The 16,734-nt window shown below is 70.3% G+C and carries 12 protein-coding genes and 1 pseudogene; 5 read left to right on the top strand and 8 right to left on the bottom strand.

The features are described 5' to 3' along the window. Positions 1–7: 7 nt before the first annotated feature. The 8 genes from BUB75_RS38270 to cysD form a co-directional block, all read right to left on the bottom strand. Positions 8–988: a 2-dehydropantoate 2-reductase gene (locus BUB75_RS38270; protein WP_073264663.1), complete on the bottom strand. Its 981-nt coding sequence runs from the start codon at positions 986–988 to the stop codon at positions 8–10. 94 nt (positions 989–1,082) lie between these two features. Next, entirely contained in the window at positions 1,083–2,459 is a 1,377-nt protein-coding gene (locus BUB75_RS38275; protein WP_073264752.1) for an MFS transporter, read from the bottom strand. 144 nt (positions 2,460–2,603) lie between these two features. Continuing rightward, positions 2,604–4,742 carry an acetate--CoA ligase family protein gene (locus BUB75_RS38280; protein ID WP_073264665.1) on the bottom strand — a complete coding sequence of 713 codons (2,139 nt, stop codon included), beginning with the start codon at positions 4,740–4,742 and terminating at the stop codon, positions 2,604–2,606. 9 nt (positions 4,743–4,751) lie between these two features. Next, positions 4,752–5,978: a formyl-CoA transferase gene (gene frc / locus BUB75_RS38285; RefSeq protein ID WP_073264667.1), complete on the bottom strand. Its 1,227-nt coding sequence runs from the start codon at positions 5,976–5,978 to the stop codon at positions 4,752–4,754. Between the two features lie 108 nt (positions 5,979–6,086). Beyond that, on the bottom strand, positions 6,087–7,370 hold the full coding sequence (locus BUB75_RS38290; RefSeq protein ID WP_073264669.1) for an MFS transporter: 1,284 nt from the start codon (positions 7,368–7,370) through the stop codon (positions 6,087–6,089). Positions 7,371–7,659: 289 nt separating this feature from the next. Continuing rightward, positions 7,660–8,838, bottom strand: coding sequence for a prenyltransferase/squalene oxidase repeat-containing protein (locus tag BUB75_RS38295; protein ID WP_073264671.1), 1,179 nt, complete (start codon positions 8,836–8,838; stop codon positions 7,660–7,662). A gap of 769 nt (positions 8,839–9,607) precedes the next feature. After that, positions 9,608–11,431, bottom strand: coding sequence for an adenylyl-sulfate kinase (gene cysC, locus BUB75_RS38300; RefSeq protein ID WP_073264673.1), 1,824 nt, complete (start codon positions 11,429–11,431; stop codon positions 9,608–9,610). Further along, positions 11,431–12,345, bottom strand: a complete 915-nt coding sequence (gene cysD / locus BUB75_RS38305; RefSeq protein ID WP_073264675.1) for a sulfate adenylyltransferase subunit CysD — start codon at positions 12,343–12,345, stop codon at positions 11,431–11,433. Before cysD ends, cysC begins: the two co-directional genes overlap by 1 nt. A gap of 57 nt (positions 12,346–12,402) precedes the next feature. Here cysD and BUB75_RS38310 point away from each other — a divergent pair, with 57 nt between their 5' ends. From BUB75_RS38310 to BUB75_RS48675, 5 genes and pseudogenes are all read left to right on the top strand, one after another. Beyond that, entirely contained in the window at positions 12,403–12,906 is a 504-nt protein-coding gene (locus tag BUB75_RS38310; protein WP_073264677.1) for a nuclear transport factor 2 family protein, read from the top strand. A 57-nt stretch (positions 12,907–12,963) separates the two neighbouring features. After that, the gene (locus tag BUB75_RS38315; RefSeq protein ID WP_073264679.1) at positions 12,964–14,133 is read left to right on the top strand and encodes a hypothetical protein; all 1,170 of its coding nucleotides are present in this window, start codon (positions 12,964–12,966) and stop codon (positions 14,131–14,133) included. Then, a complete protein-coding gene (locus BUB75_RS38320; protein ID WP_073264681.1) occupies positions 14,130–14,912 on the top strand; it encodes an SDR family oxidoreductase in 783 nt (260 codons plus the stop codon). The genes BUB75_RS38315 and BUB75_RS38320 overlap by 4 nt, the downstream gene beginning before the upstream one ends. Positions 14,913–14,973: 61 nt before the next feature. Further along, a complete protein-coding gene (locus BUB75_RS38325) occupies positions 14,974–16,131 on the top strand; it encodes a sulfotransferase family protein (protein ID WP_073264683.1) in 1,158 nt (385 codons plus the stop codon). A gap of 50 nt (positions 16,132–16,181) precedes the next feature. Further along, positions 16,182–16,454 (top strand): annotated as a pseudogene (locus tag BUB75_RS48675) (RNA polymerase sigma factor); the annotation flags it as partial. Positions 16,455–16,734 lie beyond the last annotated feature (280 nt).

Genomic DNA, 16,734 nt, shown 5'->3' on the forward strand with positions numbered 1-16,734 from the left:
GTGTCCCCTAACCGGCCAGCGCGACGGTGCGGGCCAGCAGGTCGGCCGCCGCGTAGACGTTCCGCAGCGTCGGCGCGGGCACCCCGGTCAGCGCCGCGATCTCCACGACCGCGCCGATGATCGCCTCGAGCTCGAGTTCCTTGCCCGCTTCCAGGTCCTGCAGCGTCGAGGTCTTGTGGTGACCGACCCGGGCGGCGCCGGCGATCCGCCGCTCGATCGAGACCGACGGGTGGCAGCCGGTGGCGGCGGCGACCGCCACCGTCTCCCGCATCATCGCGGCGACCAGGTCGCGGGCCCCCGGGTGCCCGCACATGTCGACCATCGTGGCCCTGGTCAGCGCGGACAGCGGATTGAACGCGACGTTGCCCATCAGCTTGATCCAGATGTCGTCGCGCAGGTTCGGCTCGACCGGGCACTTGAGACCGCCGGCGACCATCGCGTCGCTGAACGCGAGGCAGCGCGCCGAGATCTCCCCGGACGGTTCGCCGATCGAGAACCGGGTGCCCTCCAGATGTCGGATGACGCCCGGCTCCTCGATCTCCGTCGAGCAGTACACGACACAGCCGATCGCCCGGCGAACCGGCAGCACCGCGCTGACCGCACCGCCCGGGTCGACGGCCTCGATCCGCCGGTCCTCGAGCGGGTGCCCGGCCAGGCCGTGGAAGTACCACCACGGGATGCCGTTCTGCGCGGCGATCACCGCCGTGTCGGGGCCGAGCAGCGGTTCGATCAGCGGACCGCACGCGGCGTACTGGTGCGCCTTGAGCCCGAGGAAGACGTAGTCGACCGGCCCGACCTGCCGTGGGTCGTCGGTGGCGTGGGCGTGGGCGACGAAGTGGCCGCGAGGGCTGCGCACCCGCACGCCGTGCTGCCGCAGCGCGGCCAGGTGCGCACCACGGGCGATCAGGTGGACGTCGGCGCCGCCGCGGTGCAGGGCCGCCCCGACGTAGGCACCGATCGCACCGGCGCCGAGTACCGCGATCCTCATCTGGTGCTTCCCCCTTCGAGGAATTCCTTTTCGACCGACCTCTGCGGACGGCATTCGTGGCGTGGCCGCGCCCGGAGCGGGCGCGGCCACGGGGTCAGGCGGAGAGGGCGACGGAATCCCGGCTGATGTTGCGGAGGTTCCGCCCTGGCTGCCGCAGCAGCGTGGCGAGCCCGGCGGTGATGATGCCGATCGTCCCGGCCAGGATGAACGCACCGCCGTAACCCCAGGCGGCGACGACGACCGCGCCGAGTCCGGAGCCGACCAGCCCGGACACCAGCTTCGAGCTGTAGACCAGCCCGTAGTTCGACGCGTTGTTGTTCTCCCCGAAGTAGTCCGCGGTCATCGCCGCGAACAGCGGGAAGATCGCGCCGCCGCCGAAGCCGGAGACCATCGACGCCAGCAGGAACAGCGGCAGGCTGCCGATCGAGCCGGAGAAGTAGACCGCGTACTGCGAGAGCCCCAGCACGATGCAGACGAAGATCAGCGTCTGGCGCCGCCCGTACCGGTCGGAGATCCAGCCGATCACGCCGCGGCCGGTGCCGTTGACGATCGCCTTGAGGCTCATCGCCAGCGCCACGATCCCGCCGGCGAAGCCCATCTCGTCACCGAACGGCACTTGGAACGCGATGCCGAAGATGTTGATACCCGCGGTGCAGAGCAGGCAGAACCACATCAGCGGCAGGATGCCGGTCCGGACGGCCTCCATCGGCGTGTACTGCTTCACCGCGGGCGGGTTCTTCAGCAGCGCGCGGCGGATCCGCGGGTCGTCGGCGGAGGCGCGCAGCGGGTCGACGTGCGGCGGCCACCAGTTCTTCGGCGGGTCGACCATGAAGAAGCCGCTGATCGCCACCGCGGCGGCCAGGAACAGCCCGACGACGAGCAGGACGCCGCTGTAGTTGCTGGTGTCCATGTACGACTTGAACAGGAAGATGAACGGCACCGAGCCGTACGCGAACCCGCCGTTGACGAACCCGGTCTTGCCGCCCTTCCGCTCGGGGTACCACTTGCCGACGATGTTGACGCACGTCGCGTACACCATTCCGGCGCCGGTGCCACCGAAGAAGCCGAAGCCCAGGTAGGCCAGGAAGACGTTCGGCGCGTAAGCGAGCGCGAGGTAACCCAGCACCGTGCCCACGGCGCCGAGCGCCATCGCCGCGCGCACCGGAAGTACACCGCTCTCCCGGAGTTTGCCGACCGGGAACGCCACCGCCGCCTGGAAGAACACCCAGACGCCGAGCAGCCAGAAGATGTGCGAGCCGTGCCAGCCGTGCGCGGTCGACAGCGTCTCCTCGGCGGACGTGAACGCGTACTCCGAGGAGCTGATCGCCATCATCGCGAACCAGGGCAGGATCACCATCCACCGGCGGGAGCGGCCCATCAGAGCCTTGTCGGTCTCGCCGACCCGGTACGTCCGGCCGTTCACGTCGGTCACTTCGCGGTACCCGGCCGGACCGGGTTCCGGTGGCGCCACGGTGGCGCTCGTCGCGTCGGACTGTTCGGAAGTACTCACGCTGGACCTCCTGGGCAGGTGGTCAGGAACGGGCGTGCCGGCCCGTTCCTGCTCGCTATGGGTGCCGCTCTTCACCGCCGCGCTTCGTCGATCTGGGTTGGTGTGTCAGGAATCGGTCAGGAGCCCGGCCGCGCGGGCCCACCGGTACTTCGCGCCGAGCACGGCGACCGGCTTCTCGGTGGTGTACGGATAGGCCACGACGCCGTGCCGGTACAGGTATTCGCTCGCCTCTTCGACCTCGACGTCTCCGGAGAGCGACGCGACGACGGGCTTGTGGACGCCCTTCGCGCGGAACTCCTCGACGACGTCCACGACCAATTCGGCGAACGTCATCGGCGGCGTCACGATCGTGTGCCAGTAGCCCAGGATCAACGCGTGGATCCGGGGGTCGGAAAGCCCGAGCGCGATCGTGTTGCGGTAGGTGGACGGTGGTTCGCCGCCGGTGATGTCGACGGGGTTGCCCGCCGCGCCGAACGGCGGGATGTAGGCGCGGAACGCCTCGTCCAGGTCGTGCGGGATTCGCATCAGCGACAGCTGATGGTCCACGCAGGCGTCGCTCAGCAGCACCCCGGAGCCTCCGGCGCCGGTGATGATGACGACGTTCTCGCCCTTCGGCGTGGGTAGCAGCGGCACGCCCCGCGCGTACTCCAGCATGTCGTTGAGGCCCGGCGCCCGGATCACGCCGCTCTCCCGCAGGATGTCGTCGTAGACCGCGTCGTCGCCGGCCAGCGCGCCGGTGTGCGAACTCGCCGCACGGGCCCCCTGCGCCGTGCGTCCGGCCTTCAGCACGATCACCGGCTTGCGCTTCGACACCCGCTGCGCGGTCTCGGCGAACGCCCTGCCGTCCTTGAGGTCCTCCAGGTGCATCGCGATGAGCTGCGTGTGGTCGTCGTCCTCGAAGAACGTCAGCAGGTCGTCCTCGTCGATGTCGGCCTTGTTGCCGACGCCGACGATCGCCGAGACACCCATCCGGGCCGAGCGGCTGAACCCGAGGATCGCCATCCCGATGCCGCCGCTCTGCGAGGACAGCGCGACGCCTCCCTGCACGTCGTACGGCGTGCAGAACGTCGCCGACAGGTGCTGCGGGGTGTAGTAGTAGCCGTAGATGTTCGGCCCGAGGATCCGGACGCCGTGTTTCCGGGCGATCGCGACGACCTCGTCCTGCAGCTCGTGGTTGCCGGTCTCGCCGAAGCCGGACGGGATGAGGATCGCGCCCGCCACACCCTTGGCTCCGGCCTCCTCCAGCGCGGCCGGCACGAACTTCGCCGGGATCGCGAAGATCGCCACGTCGACGTCGCCGGGGATGTCCCCGACGGATTGCACCGCGGGCAGCCCGAGGATCTCCGACGCCTTCGGGTTCACCGGGTGGATCGCCCCTGCGAAACCCCCGTTGACCAGGTTCTTCATCACCGAGTTGCCGATCTTGCCGTCCTCGGCCGACGCGCCGATCACCGCGACCGACGCGGGCCGCATGATCCGGTTCATCGACGCGAGGATCTCCGCGCGGGTGAACCTCTGCGGGGTCTTCCCGGCGTCGGGATCCACCAGGATGCGGACGTCGACGGCCGTCACCGACGTGGCGGTGGCCAGCACCGGGTTGAGGTCCACCTCGGCGAGCTCCGGGAAGTCGGTGACCAGGTCGGACACCCGGCGGATCAGGTCGGCCAGCGCCTCGGTGTCGGCGGGCTCCGCGCCCCGGACGCCACGCAGGATCTCGGCCGCCTTGATCCCGTCGATCATCGAGCGGGCGGTCGCGGGTGACGTCGGGGCCAGGCGGAACGTCACGTCCCTGAGGACCTCGACCAGCACGCCGCCGAGCCCGAACGCGACGATCTTGCCGAACGTCGGGTCGGTGACCGCGCCGACGATCACCTCGTGTCCACCGGTGAGCTGCTCCTGGACCTGCACGCCGACGATCCGGGCGTCCGGGTTGTACGCGCGGGCGTTGCGGACGATCGTGCGGTACGCCTCGGCGGCCGCCGCCGCGTCGGCGACGCCGACGATCACGCCCCCGGCGTCGGTCTTGTGCAGGATGTCCGGTGACACGATCTTCATCACGACCGGAAAACCCAGGGCGGACGCGACGCCCGCGGCGTCCTCGGGATTGGTGGCCAGGCCCTCGCCGGGGGTGCGAATGCCGTAGGCCTCGACCACCGCCCTGCCTTCGGGCGCGGTCAGCGCGTCCCGCCCGTCGGCGGCGAGCTTGTCGAGGACGGCCCGTACTGCGGCCTTGTCGTAGGACACGGTGCCTCCTCAGATCGCGCCGGCAGCGCGGAACGCGTCGGCCCGGTCGCCCAGTCCGAGCTCGGCCAGAACCTGATCGGTGTGCTCGCCGAGCAGCGGCGAGCGCTCGACGTCGATCGGCGAATCGGACAGCTTGATCGGGCAGCCCACGGTCTTGAACGCGCCGCGCTCCGGGTGGTCGACCTCGACGACCGAGCCGAGCTGCGCGAGTGTGTCGTCCTCGATCAGCTCGCGGGTGGAGAGGATCGGCCCGCACGGGATGTCGTGGGCGTTCAGGTCCTCCATCACGGCCCACTTGGTGTGTTTCTCGGTCCACTCTTCGATCAGCGCGAACATCTTGTCGAGCTTGTTCAGCCGCGCTTTCGGCGTGCTCCACTGCGGGTCGTCGGCGAGCTCCGGCCGCCCGATCAGCTTCGCGATCGGCCCCCACCCGGTCGGCTGGACGATGACGTAGATGTAGTCGTTGGGGCCGCCGGGCGCGCACTTCACGGCCCAGCCGGGCTGGCCGCCGCCGGACGCGTTGCCCGACCGCGGCACCTCGTCGCCGAAGCGGTCGTTCGGGTATTCGCCGAGCGGGCCGTGCGCCAGGCGCTGCTGGTCGCGGAGCTTGACCCGGCAGAGGTTGAGCACCGCGTCCTGCATCGCGACCTGGACGCGCTGGCCGCGGCCGGTGGTGGTGCGCTGGAGCAGGGCGGCGAGGATGCCCGCGACCAGGTGGACGCCGGTGCCGGAGTCGCCGATCTGCGCGCCGGTCGCGGTCGGCGGGCCGTCGTCGAAGCCGGTCGTGCTCATCGAGCCGCCCATCGCCTGGGCGACGACCTCGTAGGCCTTGAACCCGGCGTACCGGCCCGGACCGAAGCCCTTGATCGACGCGTAGATCAGCCGGGGGTTGAGCTCCTGGAGCCGCTCCCACGAGAAGCCGAACCGGTCGACGACGCCCGGGCCGAAGTTCTCCACCAGCACGTCGGCCTCGCCGGCCAGCCGGGTGAAGATCTCCTTCCCCTCGTCGCTCTTCATGTTCACGGTGATGCTGCGCTTGTTGCAGTTGAGCATCGTGAAATACAGGCTGTCGACGTCGGGCAGGTCGCGGAGTTGGCTACGGGTGATGTCGCCCTTGCCGGGCGCTTCGAGCTTGATGACGTCCGCCCCGAGCCACGCCAGTAACTGGGTGGCGGAAGGTCCGGACTGGACGTGTGTCATGTCGAGGATTCGGATGCCCTCGAGTGCCTTCCCCATCGTCGTCCTCCTGCGTCGTCGGTGCTTGCATATTGCATACCGTATGACGTGATCAGTATGGTGTCGCACTTCACACTGCGCTGTCCGCCGAATGCCCTAAGTGGCTGGTCAGCGGCCGGGTAGCGGCAGCCCGGGGCGGCCCGGTCGGCGCAGCACGGTCGCGGCGAGCGCACCGCCGATTCCGAGCAGACCGGCCACGGCGAACGCGACATGGTTGCCCGGTGCGGCGACCAGCAGCAGGCCGGCCACCCCGCCGACCGCCTTGCCGGTGTAGACGAGCCCGTAGTTGGGCAGCGTCGCCTCGTCGCCGAACCAGTCGCGGACCAGGCCGACCAGCAGCGAGTACCCGGCACCGGTCCCGGCGCCGGCGACCGCCGCCGACAGGAGCACCGCGACCGGCCGGTCCCCGCTGACGCCGGCCAGCAGGCCGAACTGCGCGAGGCCGCCGAGCAGGAGCGCGGCCATCAGCATCCGGCGGCGGCCGACCCGGTCGGAGAGCCGCCCGGTCACCACCCGCGCCAGGCCGGTGGCGAACGCGAGCACCGCCACCGGCACGGCGACGCCACTCCCGGAGGTGCCGAGGTACGCGAGGTCGAACAGCGCCATCGCCGCGAGGATGCCCACCAGCGCCCACATCAGCGGCAGCATCCCGCTGCGCAGCGCGTCGGCCGGTCCGTGCGCGCGGATCGCCGGGGCGTTGTTCGGGATGCTCCGGTTGAGGCGGCGGTCGAGTGCCCAGAGCCGGGGATCGAGCTGGGCCGGCCACCAGTGCTCCGGCGGGCGGCGCACCACCAGCGCCGCACTCACCACCGCACCGAAGACCAGCACGGCCGCCACGTCGAACACCACCGGCCGGGCGTCCACTCCGGACGCGACCAGGACGAACGGCACCGCCCCGTACCCGAACGCCCCGCTCACCGCGCCGGTGACGCTCGCGATGCGCTCCGGGAACCACTCGGTCGCCACCCCGATGCACACGACGTAGACCAGGCCGGCGCCGAGCCCGCCGAGGACCGAGTAGCCCAGCAGCACGCCCGCCACGTTCCCGGTGTGCGCCGGTGTCGCGAGCCCGATCCCGCACAGCACCGCAGCAAAAGCCAACAACCGTCGCGGGGCGCCCCGGCGGTACAGCCAGGTGGCCGGGACCGCGACGCCCGCCTGGCACGCGACCCATACCCCGAGCACGCACAGCGTCTCGGTGCTGCTCCAGCCGTTCGTCCGCGCCAGCGCGGGCAGCGTCGCGGCGATGCCGTACTGCAGTAGCCCGGCCGCGGCCATCGCGGCCCACGGTGCGCGGAGCATCCAGGCCCGGGATCGTCCGATCAGCTCGGTGGAGTTCTCTCCCACCCGGTACTGCCTGCCGTGGAAGTCGGAAACGAGCGTGTACTCCATCGAGACACCTCCGGGCTACTGTATGCAGTATGCCGCGACTGAGTTTGGCGCATCGCCGGCCATCCTGTCCAGAGCCGTCGGTAACATCGCGCCCGCTTCGACGCCGATGATCGGACTGGGTGATGGATCCCGACGCCGCACCGCCCGAGCAGGCCGCCGCCGCCGAGCCGATACCGTTACCGGAGGATGCCGAACGCCTGGCCGCGGAACGCGGCCTCGGTTCCTACCAGCCTGGTCTGGACGCACAATCGCCGCATCGAAGCCGCGACGTGGGCGGAGGTCGACCGCCTCATGCTCCCCGGAGGCTCCGTCCCGATTCCATGCCGAAGGTCGGCCGGCTGCTCACGGTCGACGGGCGGGAGGCCATCCTCGAGTTCGCGGAGGGGAACGAGGAACTCGGCCGGCGCGCGACGGCGGAGCTGCCCGGTACCAGTACCCGGTCGGCGCGGTCCGGCCGGAAGGAGACCATACAGTGCCTCACCCCTATCGGGTCTACTTCGCGCGCGCGGTCGACGAGCTGAACCGGCCGGCGGTTCTGGCCCGAGGCGTGAGCAAGGATCGTCCGAACGCTCTGCGCGACCAGGTCGAGGCGCACGCCGTCGGGCGCGCGGGTCAGCGCGGAGAGCGCGTACGGGAGGCTGGGGTGCCACACCGTGCTCTGCCAGGTAAAACCGGTGCTTCCCTCCCCGGCCCACGACACGTTGTACTCCTCCGTCCGCGCATCCTCGTCGTCAATGCGGCTGGTTCTCACGTTCCCGGCGAGCCAGGCGTACCCGGCGGCGAGCGCATCGGTCACGTCGCCGCGCCGACCTCCTGACTGAACGTCGGCGAGCGTGGTGACCACGATCGCGGTATGGGTCACGGTCGGTGGCCCACCCGGTACCTCGCCCCAGGCCCTGGTCAGAGGATCCCGGTTCCGGAGTAGCCACTCGACACCCGACTGCACCCCCGATTCGAACGGCTCCAGTGATGTCAGCGCGCGGATCGCCATAGCTGTCAACCAGATACGCGACGGCTGGCCGCGAAACGAGCCCCAGCCACCGTCGGAGTTCTGGTTGGCGATCAGCCAGCGACAGGCGCGGCGCAGGTCCGGGCCGTCCGGCGTGAAATCGAGGCGGGCCCGGTGCAGCAGCCACGTGACGAGCGATGTCGCCTCGGTGACCGGACGCCCTACGCTGGTGTTCACCGCCCAGCCGCCGTCGAGCACGGCGTCCGCGGCGGTGATCTGGCGTCGGCTGAGGAACGCGAGCGCTGCCGGGAGCGCGTCGAACTCCCGGCCGAACACGAGGAATGCGGCGAGCCCGGCCGCGGTGGCTGAGGGTCCTGGCTGGTCGACGTCGAGCCGGTGGTACCAACCGGCACCTCCGGGACCGCTCCGATAGGTGTGCCGGAGCAACTCGAGCGCGCGTTCTACGCAGGCGTCGATCTCGCCGAAGTCGAGGGAGGACGTGCCTCGGCGATCGCTCACCCCACATCCGGAAACTGGACCGAGGTGTTCCGCATGTTCCTCAATCGATCAGGCGCTCGACGCGAGCGGCGGCGGGGACGAACGCGGGGCACCGTACTGTTCGCATCGGAGCCACTTGTGGGTCATGCGCACGTTCTCCCATCCGGGGCACACGGCGTAGTCCCATTCGTGGGGCCGACCCAGAACATAAGCAATGCGACGACGGAAGAACTGGGAGACCCCGGGATCTGAAGCGAGACAGACGGCTCCGCCGGGCTCCTGATACAGGAGATAACCATCGGCGGTATCACCCGGCGCAGTATGCACCGCCTCAGCGAAGGTCGGGTAATTATCCACAGGAAGATCGCGCGTCGTGAACGAGTAGTGGCCGGGAACTATGTGGACGTGAGAGTGCACCAGACAGGCCGATCGACCCCACGGCCGCAATCGCCACCGCGGTACCGGCATGACGGAATAGCGGTGTGTCGTACCAGGGAAGCGCCTCCCCCGACCCGAAATTGGCCGCGCAGAACGGGCAGTCGTCCAAAGTAGCGCGCGAGTCGAACTCCATCACAGCGGCCCCCACCGTGCGACGAGCATCTCTACGGCAGTCCACCCACGAATCCGCGTGGGCATTTCCCGGAACTCCACCGAGAGTATCAGGCCGGTTGCCGCACGCAATATTCGTGGAGGACTGCACGTGAAATCGAGCGCATCAACACAAAGACGTGCCGCTTTCACAGCGCATACTTATCCGCACTGCACTCACGCCTTTTTCGGCAGGCCCGTGTCAGTTCTCCGTCAGATCCGCGATGAGGGCGGCCATCGTGGTCGGGTCGCCGTCGTCCGGGCGCAGCACCAGCTCGGGGGTGCGCGGCGGCTCATACGGGTCGTCCACGCCGGTCATGCCGGTGATCTCCCCCGCCGCCGCCTTGGCGTACAACCCCTTCGGATCGCGCGCCGCGCAGACGTCCACCGGAGTGTCGACGAACACCTCGACGAACGGCAGCCCGGCGTCCCGGTGCGCGGCCCGGACCGCGTCCCGGTCGGCGCGGTAGGGGCTGACCAGCGACACCACCGCGACCGTCCCGGCGTCCGCGAACAGCTTCGCGACCTCGCCCACCCGGCGGACGTTCTCGGCCCGGTCGGCCGCGGTGAAGCCCAGGTCGGCGCAGAGCCCGTGCCGGAGGTTGTCGCCGTCCAGCAGATAGGCCGGACGCCCGGCCGCGACCAGGCGCCGCTCCAGTTCTACCGCCACCGACGATTTCCCGGACGCCGGCAGCCCGGTCAGCCAGATCGTGGCACCGCGCGACGCCCGATCGTCGCGCGTCACGCCGGACGAGTGCCAGGACACCGACGAGGACCGCACCGCCGGCCCGGTGATCATGCCCGCCGCGACGGTCTCGTTCGTCACCTCGTCCACCAGGATGAACCCGCCGGTCGCGCGGTTCCGGCGGTAGGCGTCGAACAGCACCGGCTGCTGGGCGTGCAGCCGGACCCGGCCGATCTGGTTGAGCGCGAGCTCCTTCGCGTCCGGGTCCCGGTGCAGCGTGTTCACGTCCAAGCGGTACTCCAGCGCGCTGACCCGCGCCCTCGTCTCCCTGGTCGTGTGCCGGAGCACGTACCGGCCGCCCGCCGCGAGCGTGCTCCGCTCGCTGAACCAGCAGAGCAGCGCGTCCAGGTCGGTCCCGACGTGCGGCCGGTTCCCCGGCCGGCACAGCAGGTCTCCCCTGCCGACGTCGATGTCGTCGGCGAGCTGGAGGGTGACCGCCTGCGGCGCGAACGCTTCTTCCAGGCGGACGCCGCCCGGCGCCCAGATCGCCCGGACGGTGGTCGTGAACCCGCCCGGCAGTGCGACGACCTCGTCTCCGGGGCGCAACACCCCACCCCCGATCGTCCCGGCGTACCCGCGGAACCCAGGCGACCGCACGACGTACTGCACCGGGAACCGGACGTCGATCAGGTTCCGGTCGGAGGCGACGTGCACCTGCTCCAGATGGTGCAGCAGCGGTAGCCCCTCGTACCACGGCATCGACGCGCTGCGGTGGACAACGTTGTCGCCGTGCAGCGCCGAGACCGGGATGACGCTCAGGTCGTGCACGTCCAGCCGGGCGGCGAACCGCTCGAAGTCCGCGCTGATCTCCTCGAACCGTTCGGCCGACCAGTCGACCAGGTCCATCTTGTTGACGCAGAGCACCACGTGCGGGACGCCGAGCAGGCTGGCCAGGAACGCGTGCCGCCGCGACTGCTCGGTCAGCCCGTTCACCGCGTCGACGAGGATCAGCGCGAGGTCGGCGGTGGACGCACCGGTGACCATGTTCCGGGTGTACTGGATGTGCCCCGGCGTGTCGGCGATGACGAACGAGCGCTTCGGCGTCGCGAAGTACCGGTAGGCGACGTCGATCGTGATGCCCTGTTCCCGCTCGGCCCGCAGCCCGTCGGTGAGCAGCGCGAGGTTCAGTTCCTCACCGCGGTCGCGGCTGGCCTGCTCCACCGCGGCCAGCTGGTCGGTGAACGTCGCCTTGGAGTCGTAGAGCAGGCGTCCGACCAGCGTGGACTTCCCGTCGTCGACGCTGCCCGCGGTGGCGAGGCGAAGGGTCTTGGGCGCGCGCATCAGAAGTAACCCTCTCGCTTGCGGTCTTCCATGCCTGCGGCGGAGATCCGGTCGTCGGCCCGGGTGGCACCGCGCTCGGTGACCCGGGTCGCCGCGACCTCGCTCACCACCTCGTCCGGAGTGGCCGCGGTCGACTCGACGCAGCCGGTGCAGGTCGCGTCGCCGACCGTGCGGAACCGCACCAGCGCCTCGACCGGTTCCTCACCGTCGAGAAGCGCGAGGTGCCAGGTGTGGGCGAGCAGCATGCCGTCCCTGGCGACGACCGGTCGGCGATGGGCGTAGTACAGCGACGGCAGCTCGATCCGCTCGTCCCGGATGTAGCGCCAGACGTCGAGCTCGGTCCAGTTCGAGAGCGGGAACACCCGGATGTGCTCGCCGGGCCGGTGCCTGCCGTTGTAGAGGTTCCACAGCTCCGGACGCTGTCCGCGCGGGTCCCACTGGCCGAACCGGTCCCGGAAGCTGAACACCCGCTCTTTCGCCCGTGCTTTCTCCTCGTCCCGCCGGGCGCCGCCGAACACCGCGTCGAACTTGTGCTCGTCGATCGTCCGCAGCAGCGTCGTCGTCTGCAGGCGGTTGCGGCTGGCCCGCGGGCCGCGCTCCTCGACCACGGCTCCGCTGTCGATGTCGTCCTGCACGTTTCCGACGATCAGCCGGATGCCGAGCCTGCGGACGGTCTCGTCCCGGAACGCGAGCACCTCGTCGAAGTTGTGGCCGGTGTCGACGTGCAGCACCCCGAACGGCAGCGGCGCAGGCCAGAACGCCTTCACCGCCAGGTGCAGCATCACCACCGAGTCCTTGCCTCCGGAGAACAGCAGCACCGGACGCTCGAACGTCGCCGCGACCTCGCGGAGGATGTGGACCGCCTCGGCCTCCAGCGCCTGCAGGTGCGTCATCTCGTAGGTTCCGGTCGTCATAGCCCAGAATTAGAACAGGTTCTTGTGTCTCGGCCAAGGAAGCGGCACGCTGACGGTATGGAGAGTCGCACCCTCGAACACCTGCTGACGCTGGAGGACATCCGCCAGCTCAAGTACCGCTACCTCCGCAGCGTCGACCAGAAGCTGTGGGACCAGCTAGCCGACACGCTGACCGAGGACGCGGTCGCCGACTACGGGACGCCCGCGATGGGCGACCGGCTGGTGCTGACCGGCCGGGAGGCGATCGTGTCGTTCATGCGCGAGAACCTCGGTCCCGGATTGATCAGCGTTCACCTCGCCGGGCAGCCGGAAATCCAGGTGAACGGCGACCACGCGACCGGAACCTGGGCGTTCTCCGACCTGATCATCGCGCCGGAGTACAAGGTCGTGATCGAGGGCGCCGCGTTCTACGAGGACACCTACGCCCGCGGCGAGGACGGCGTCTGGCGGATCAGCCGCACCGGCTACGACCGCCTCTTCGAGTCGTCGATGTCGCTCGACGATCTGCCGAGCTACCGGCTGACCGCGAACCGCTGGGCCGGCGCGCCGACGACTCATTGACGTCAGATCAGAACGCGTTCTAGTGTCTGTCCACCCGTTGCGCAAGGAGGCCGCCCGGTGCTGACCCAGCCGTTTGCTGATGCCATCGCCGAGGCGGAGAAGATCATCGCCGACGCTCCGCACATCCGCACCGCGCAGGATCTGGCGGAGGGGTACGAGTACCTGGCCGGCAGCATCAAGGCGTCGCTGCACATGGCCTGGGCCTACGACCGGGACTTTCCGTTCTTCGCGGAGTCGACCGGGCCGTACCACAAGATGGCGCTGGACAACCCGGACACCCTCTACTTCCACGCGAACCTCCGGGACGACGCCGAGTACATCGTCACCGGGCGGCGGGGCACCACCCGTGACCTGAGCTTCCAGGTGCTGGCCGGCGACTACTCGCCGGCCGAGGTGCCCGACAGCCCGGCCGCGTTCGACGACCGGTCGATCGACATCGCCGACGACGGGACGTTCGAGCTGCGGTTCGGCCCGGAGCCCGCGGCCGGGCGGCGCAACTACGTGACGCTGGCCAAGGGCGCGTCGATGCTCGCGGTACGCGAGGTCTACAGCGACTGGGGCGCCGAAGAGCGGGGGCTGCTGAGCATCCGCCGCGCCGACACGGCCGGTTCCGCCCCCGTTCCGCCCACCACCGAGCAGCTGGCCAAACGGTACGCGGCGGCCGGCAAGATGCTGCTGTCCCGGTTACGGACCTGGCTGCAGTTCCCCGAGTGGTTCTACCTGAACCTGCCGGTCAACACGTTGACCGAGCCCCGGCTCACGCCGGGCGGGCTGTCCACCCAGTACTCCTCGGTCGGTCACTACGAACTCAACGACGACGTCGCGATGGTCGTCACCGTGCCGAAGTCCGACGCGCCGTACCAGGGCTTGCAGCTCGGGAGCCGCTGGTACATCTCGCTGGACTACGTCAACCACCAGACCAGCCTCACCGCCGACCAGGCGAAGGCCGACCCGGACGGCCGGATCCGGTTCGTGATCAGCGAGCGCAACCCCGGGCTGACGAACTGGGTGGAACGCACCGGCCACGACCGGGGGTTCGTCCAGATCCGCTGGCAGCGGGTCGCTCGGGCGATGACCGCCGAGGACGGGCCGACCGTCGACCTGGTGCCGGTGGACGAGCTGCCCGACCGGCTGCCGTACCACGCCGAGCAGCGGATCACGCCGGAGGACTGGGCCGCCCGGATCGCGGCGCGTCAGTCCGCCTTCGCCGGAAGGATGCTGGGATGAGCGGGCTCCTGACCGACAAGGTCGTGGTGGTCTCCGGGGTGGGGCCGGGCCTGGGCCGGGCGATCGCGGTGCGCAGCGCCGCCGCCGGCGCGGACGTCGTCCTGGCCGCGCGCACCGAGGCGCGCCTGGCCGAGGTCGCGAAGGAGGTCACCGCGCTCGGGCGTCGCGCGGTGACGTTCCGCACCGACGTCCGGAAGGACGAGGACACCGCGGCGCTCGTCGAGGGCACCCTCGCCGCGTTCGGCCGGGTGGACGCGCTGGTGAACAACGCGTTCGCGATTCCGCCGCTCGAAGACCTGCGCACCGTTGATCTGGATGGGATCCGGCGGGGCTTCGAGACCAATGTGCTGGCCGCGCTCGCGCTCACCCGGCGGTTCCTCCCAGCGCTGCAGGACAGCGCGGGCGCGGTCGTCATGATCAACTCGGCCGTGCTGCGCCACTCCCGGCGCACGTTCGGCCCCTACAAGATGGCCAAGGCGAGCCTGCTGGCGCTGGCGCAGAACCTGGCCACGGAGGTCGGCCCACACGGCGTCCGGGTCAACTCGGTCGCCCCCGGTTACATCTGGGCCGACAACCTGAAGTGGTACTTCAACTACCTCGCCGAAGAGCGCGGCGTCACCCAGCAGGACATCTACGACGAGACCGCGGCCGACCTGGACCTGCGTCGGCTGCCCGAGCCGGACGAGATCGCGGACGCGGTCGTGTTCCTCGCGTCGTCGCTGGCCCGCGGCATCACCGGCCAGTGCCTCGACGTCAACTGCGGGGAATTCCATCACTAAAAGCCCACCGTCGGCCAGGCGCCAACTGCGGGGAATTCCAACAGCGCTTCAAGGAGAACCGATGGTAGGGCGCGATCGGGTCGGCACCGTCGAGGACCTGCACGCCTCGGCCACGAAGATCACCGGGCTGACCGACTTCGGTGACGACGACTACCGCGAGGGGCTCGCCGTCCTGCTGGAGTCGTACGAGGCCGACGCCGCGCTGACGCCGTTCGGCAACGCGGTGAAGCGGGCGTTCCTCCGGGGCGCGCTGGTCGCCCGGTTGCTGAGCGAAGCGGCGTGGAAGCAGTACCCCGAGTACGCGAGCGTGCCGATCGAGCGGCCGATCTTCGTCACCGGTCTCCCCCGCACCGGCACCACCGCACTCCACCGGCTGCTCACCGCCGACCCCGCCCACCAGGGCTTGGAGATGTGGCTGACCGAGGTCCCCCAGCCCCGGCCACCCCGCGACACCTGGGAACGCGACCCGGTCTACCAGCGGATCCAGGGCGCGTTCGAGCAGCACCACATCGAGCACCCCGAGTTCATGGGCCTGCACTACATGTCGGCCGACCAGGTCGAGGAGTGCTGGCAGCTGCTCCGGCAGTCGATGGAGTCGATCTCGTTCGAGTGCCTGGCGCACCTCCCGCGGTACTCGGCCTGGCTCGCCGAACGCGACTGGGTCGGCGCCTACCAGCGGCACCGGCGCAACCTGCAGCTGATCGGGCTGCCCGACGCCGGCAAACGCTGGGTGCTGAAGAACCCGAGCCACCTGTTCGCGCTCGACGCGCTGTTCGCCGCCTACCCCGACGCGCTGGTCATCCAGACCCACCGACCGCCGCGGACCGGGATGGCGTCGATGTGCAGCCTCGCGCAGGCGGCCACCGAGGGTTGGTCGACGGTGTTCCGGGGTGAGGTCGTCGGCCAGGACCAGCTCGAGCTCTGGGCGCGCGGGCTCGACCGGTTCCGCGCCGACCGGGCGCGGTACGACCAGGCGCAGTTCTTCGACGTCGAGTACTCGGAGTTCGTCGCCGACCCGGTCGGCACCGCCGAGCGGGTGTACGCGCACTTCGACCTGGAGCTGACCGACGAGGCCCGCACCGCGATGGCGACGCTGCACGCGGAGAGCAAGACCGGCGACCGCAAACCCGCGCACCGGTACACGCTCGAGGAGTTCGGTCTCACCCCGGAACAGGTCGACGAGCGTTTCACCGATTATCTGTCCACGCACGGCCGCTGACCGGGAACCTGTCCTGTCCCTGTGGACAGGACAGGAACGTGACGACCACTCTGCGGGAACGCGTGCGCGCGGGGGATCCCGCCGCTTTCGGCGAGCTGTTCGACCAGGCCGCCCGCCGCGTCTACAACCATGTCTACCGGCTGCTCGGTGACTGGTCGGCGGCCGAGGACGCGGTCTCGCTGACGTTCCTGGAAGCCTGGCGGTGCCGCGGCCGGCTGGACGCCGAGGGCGGTCCGCTGCTCCCCTGGTTGCTGGGCATCGCGACGAACACGGCGCGGAACACCGCCAGGGCCCGGCGCAGGCACACGGCCGCGATGGCCCGAACGCTGCTCCCGCCCCCGCACGACGAGGTACCGCTGCCCCACCGGTCCCTCCACCGGGACGCGCTGGTCCGCGAGCTGTCCCGCGCGAGTTCCCGACGCCGCTTCCGGTTTCGCTTCCCCGCGCCGGCGCTGGCCGCGGGCGCGCTGGCCGCCACCGTGGCCGTGACCGCCGGCATCGCGACGGTCCTGCCGGACCGCGCCGCCGAACGGCGAGACGCTGACGCTGACGCCGAACGCCAAGGCCAACCCGCAGCGGTACGTGCGCAGCGGCACGGGTTTC

Source organism: Cryptosporangium aurantiacum (genome assembly GCF_900143005.1).
Lineage (GTDB): Bacteria > Actinomycetota > Actinomycetes > Mycobacteriales > Cryptosporangiaceae > Cryptosporangium > Cryptosporangium aurantiacum.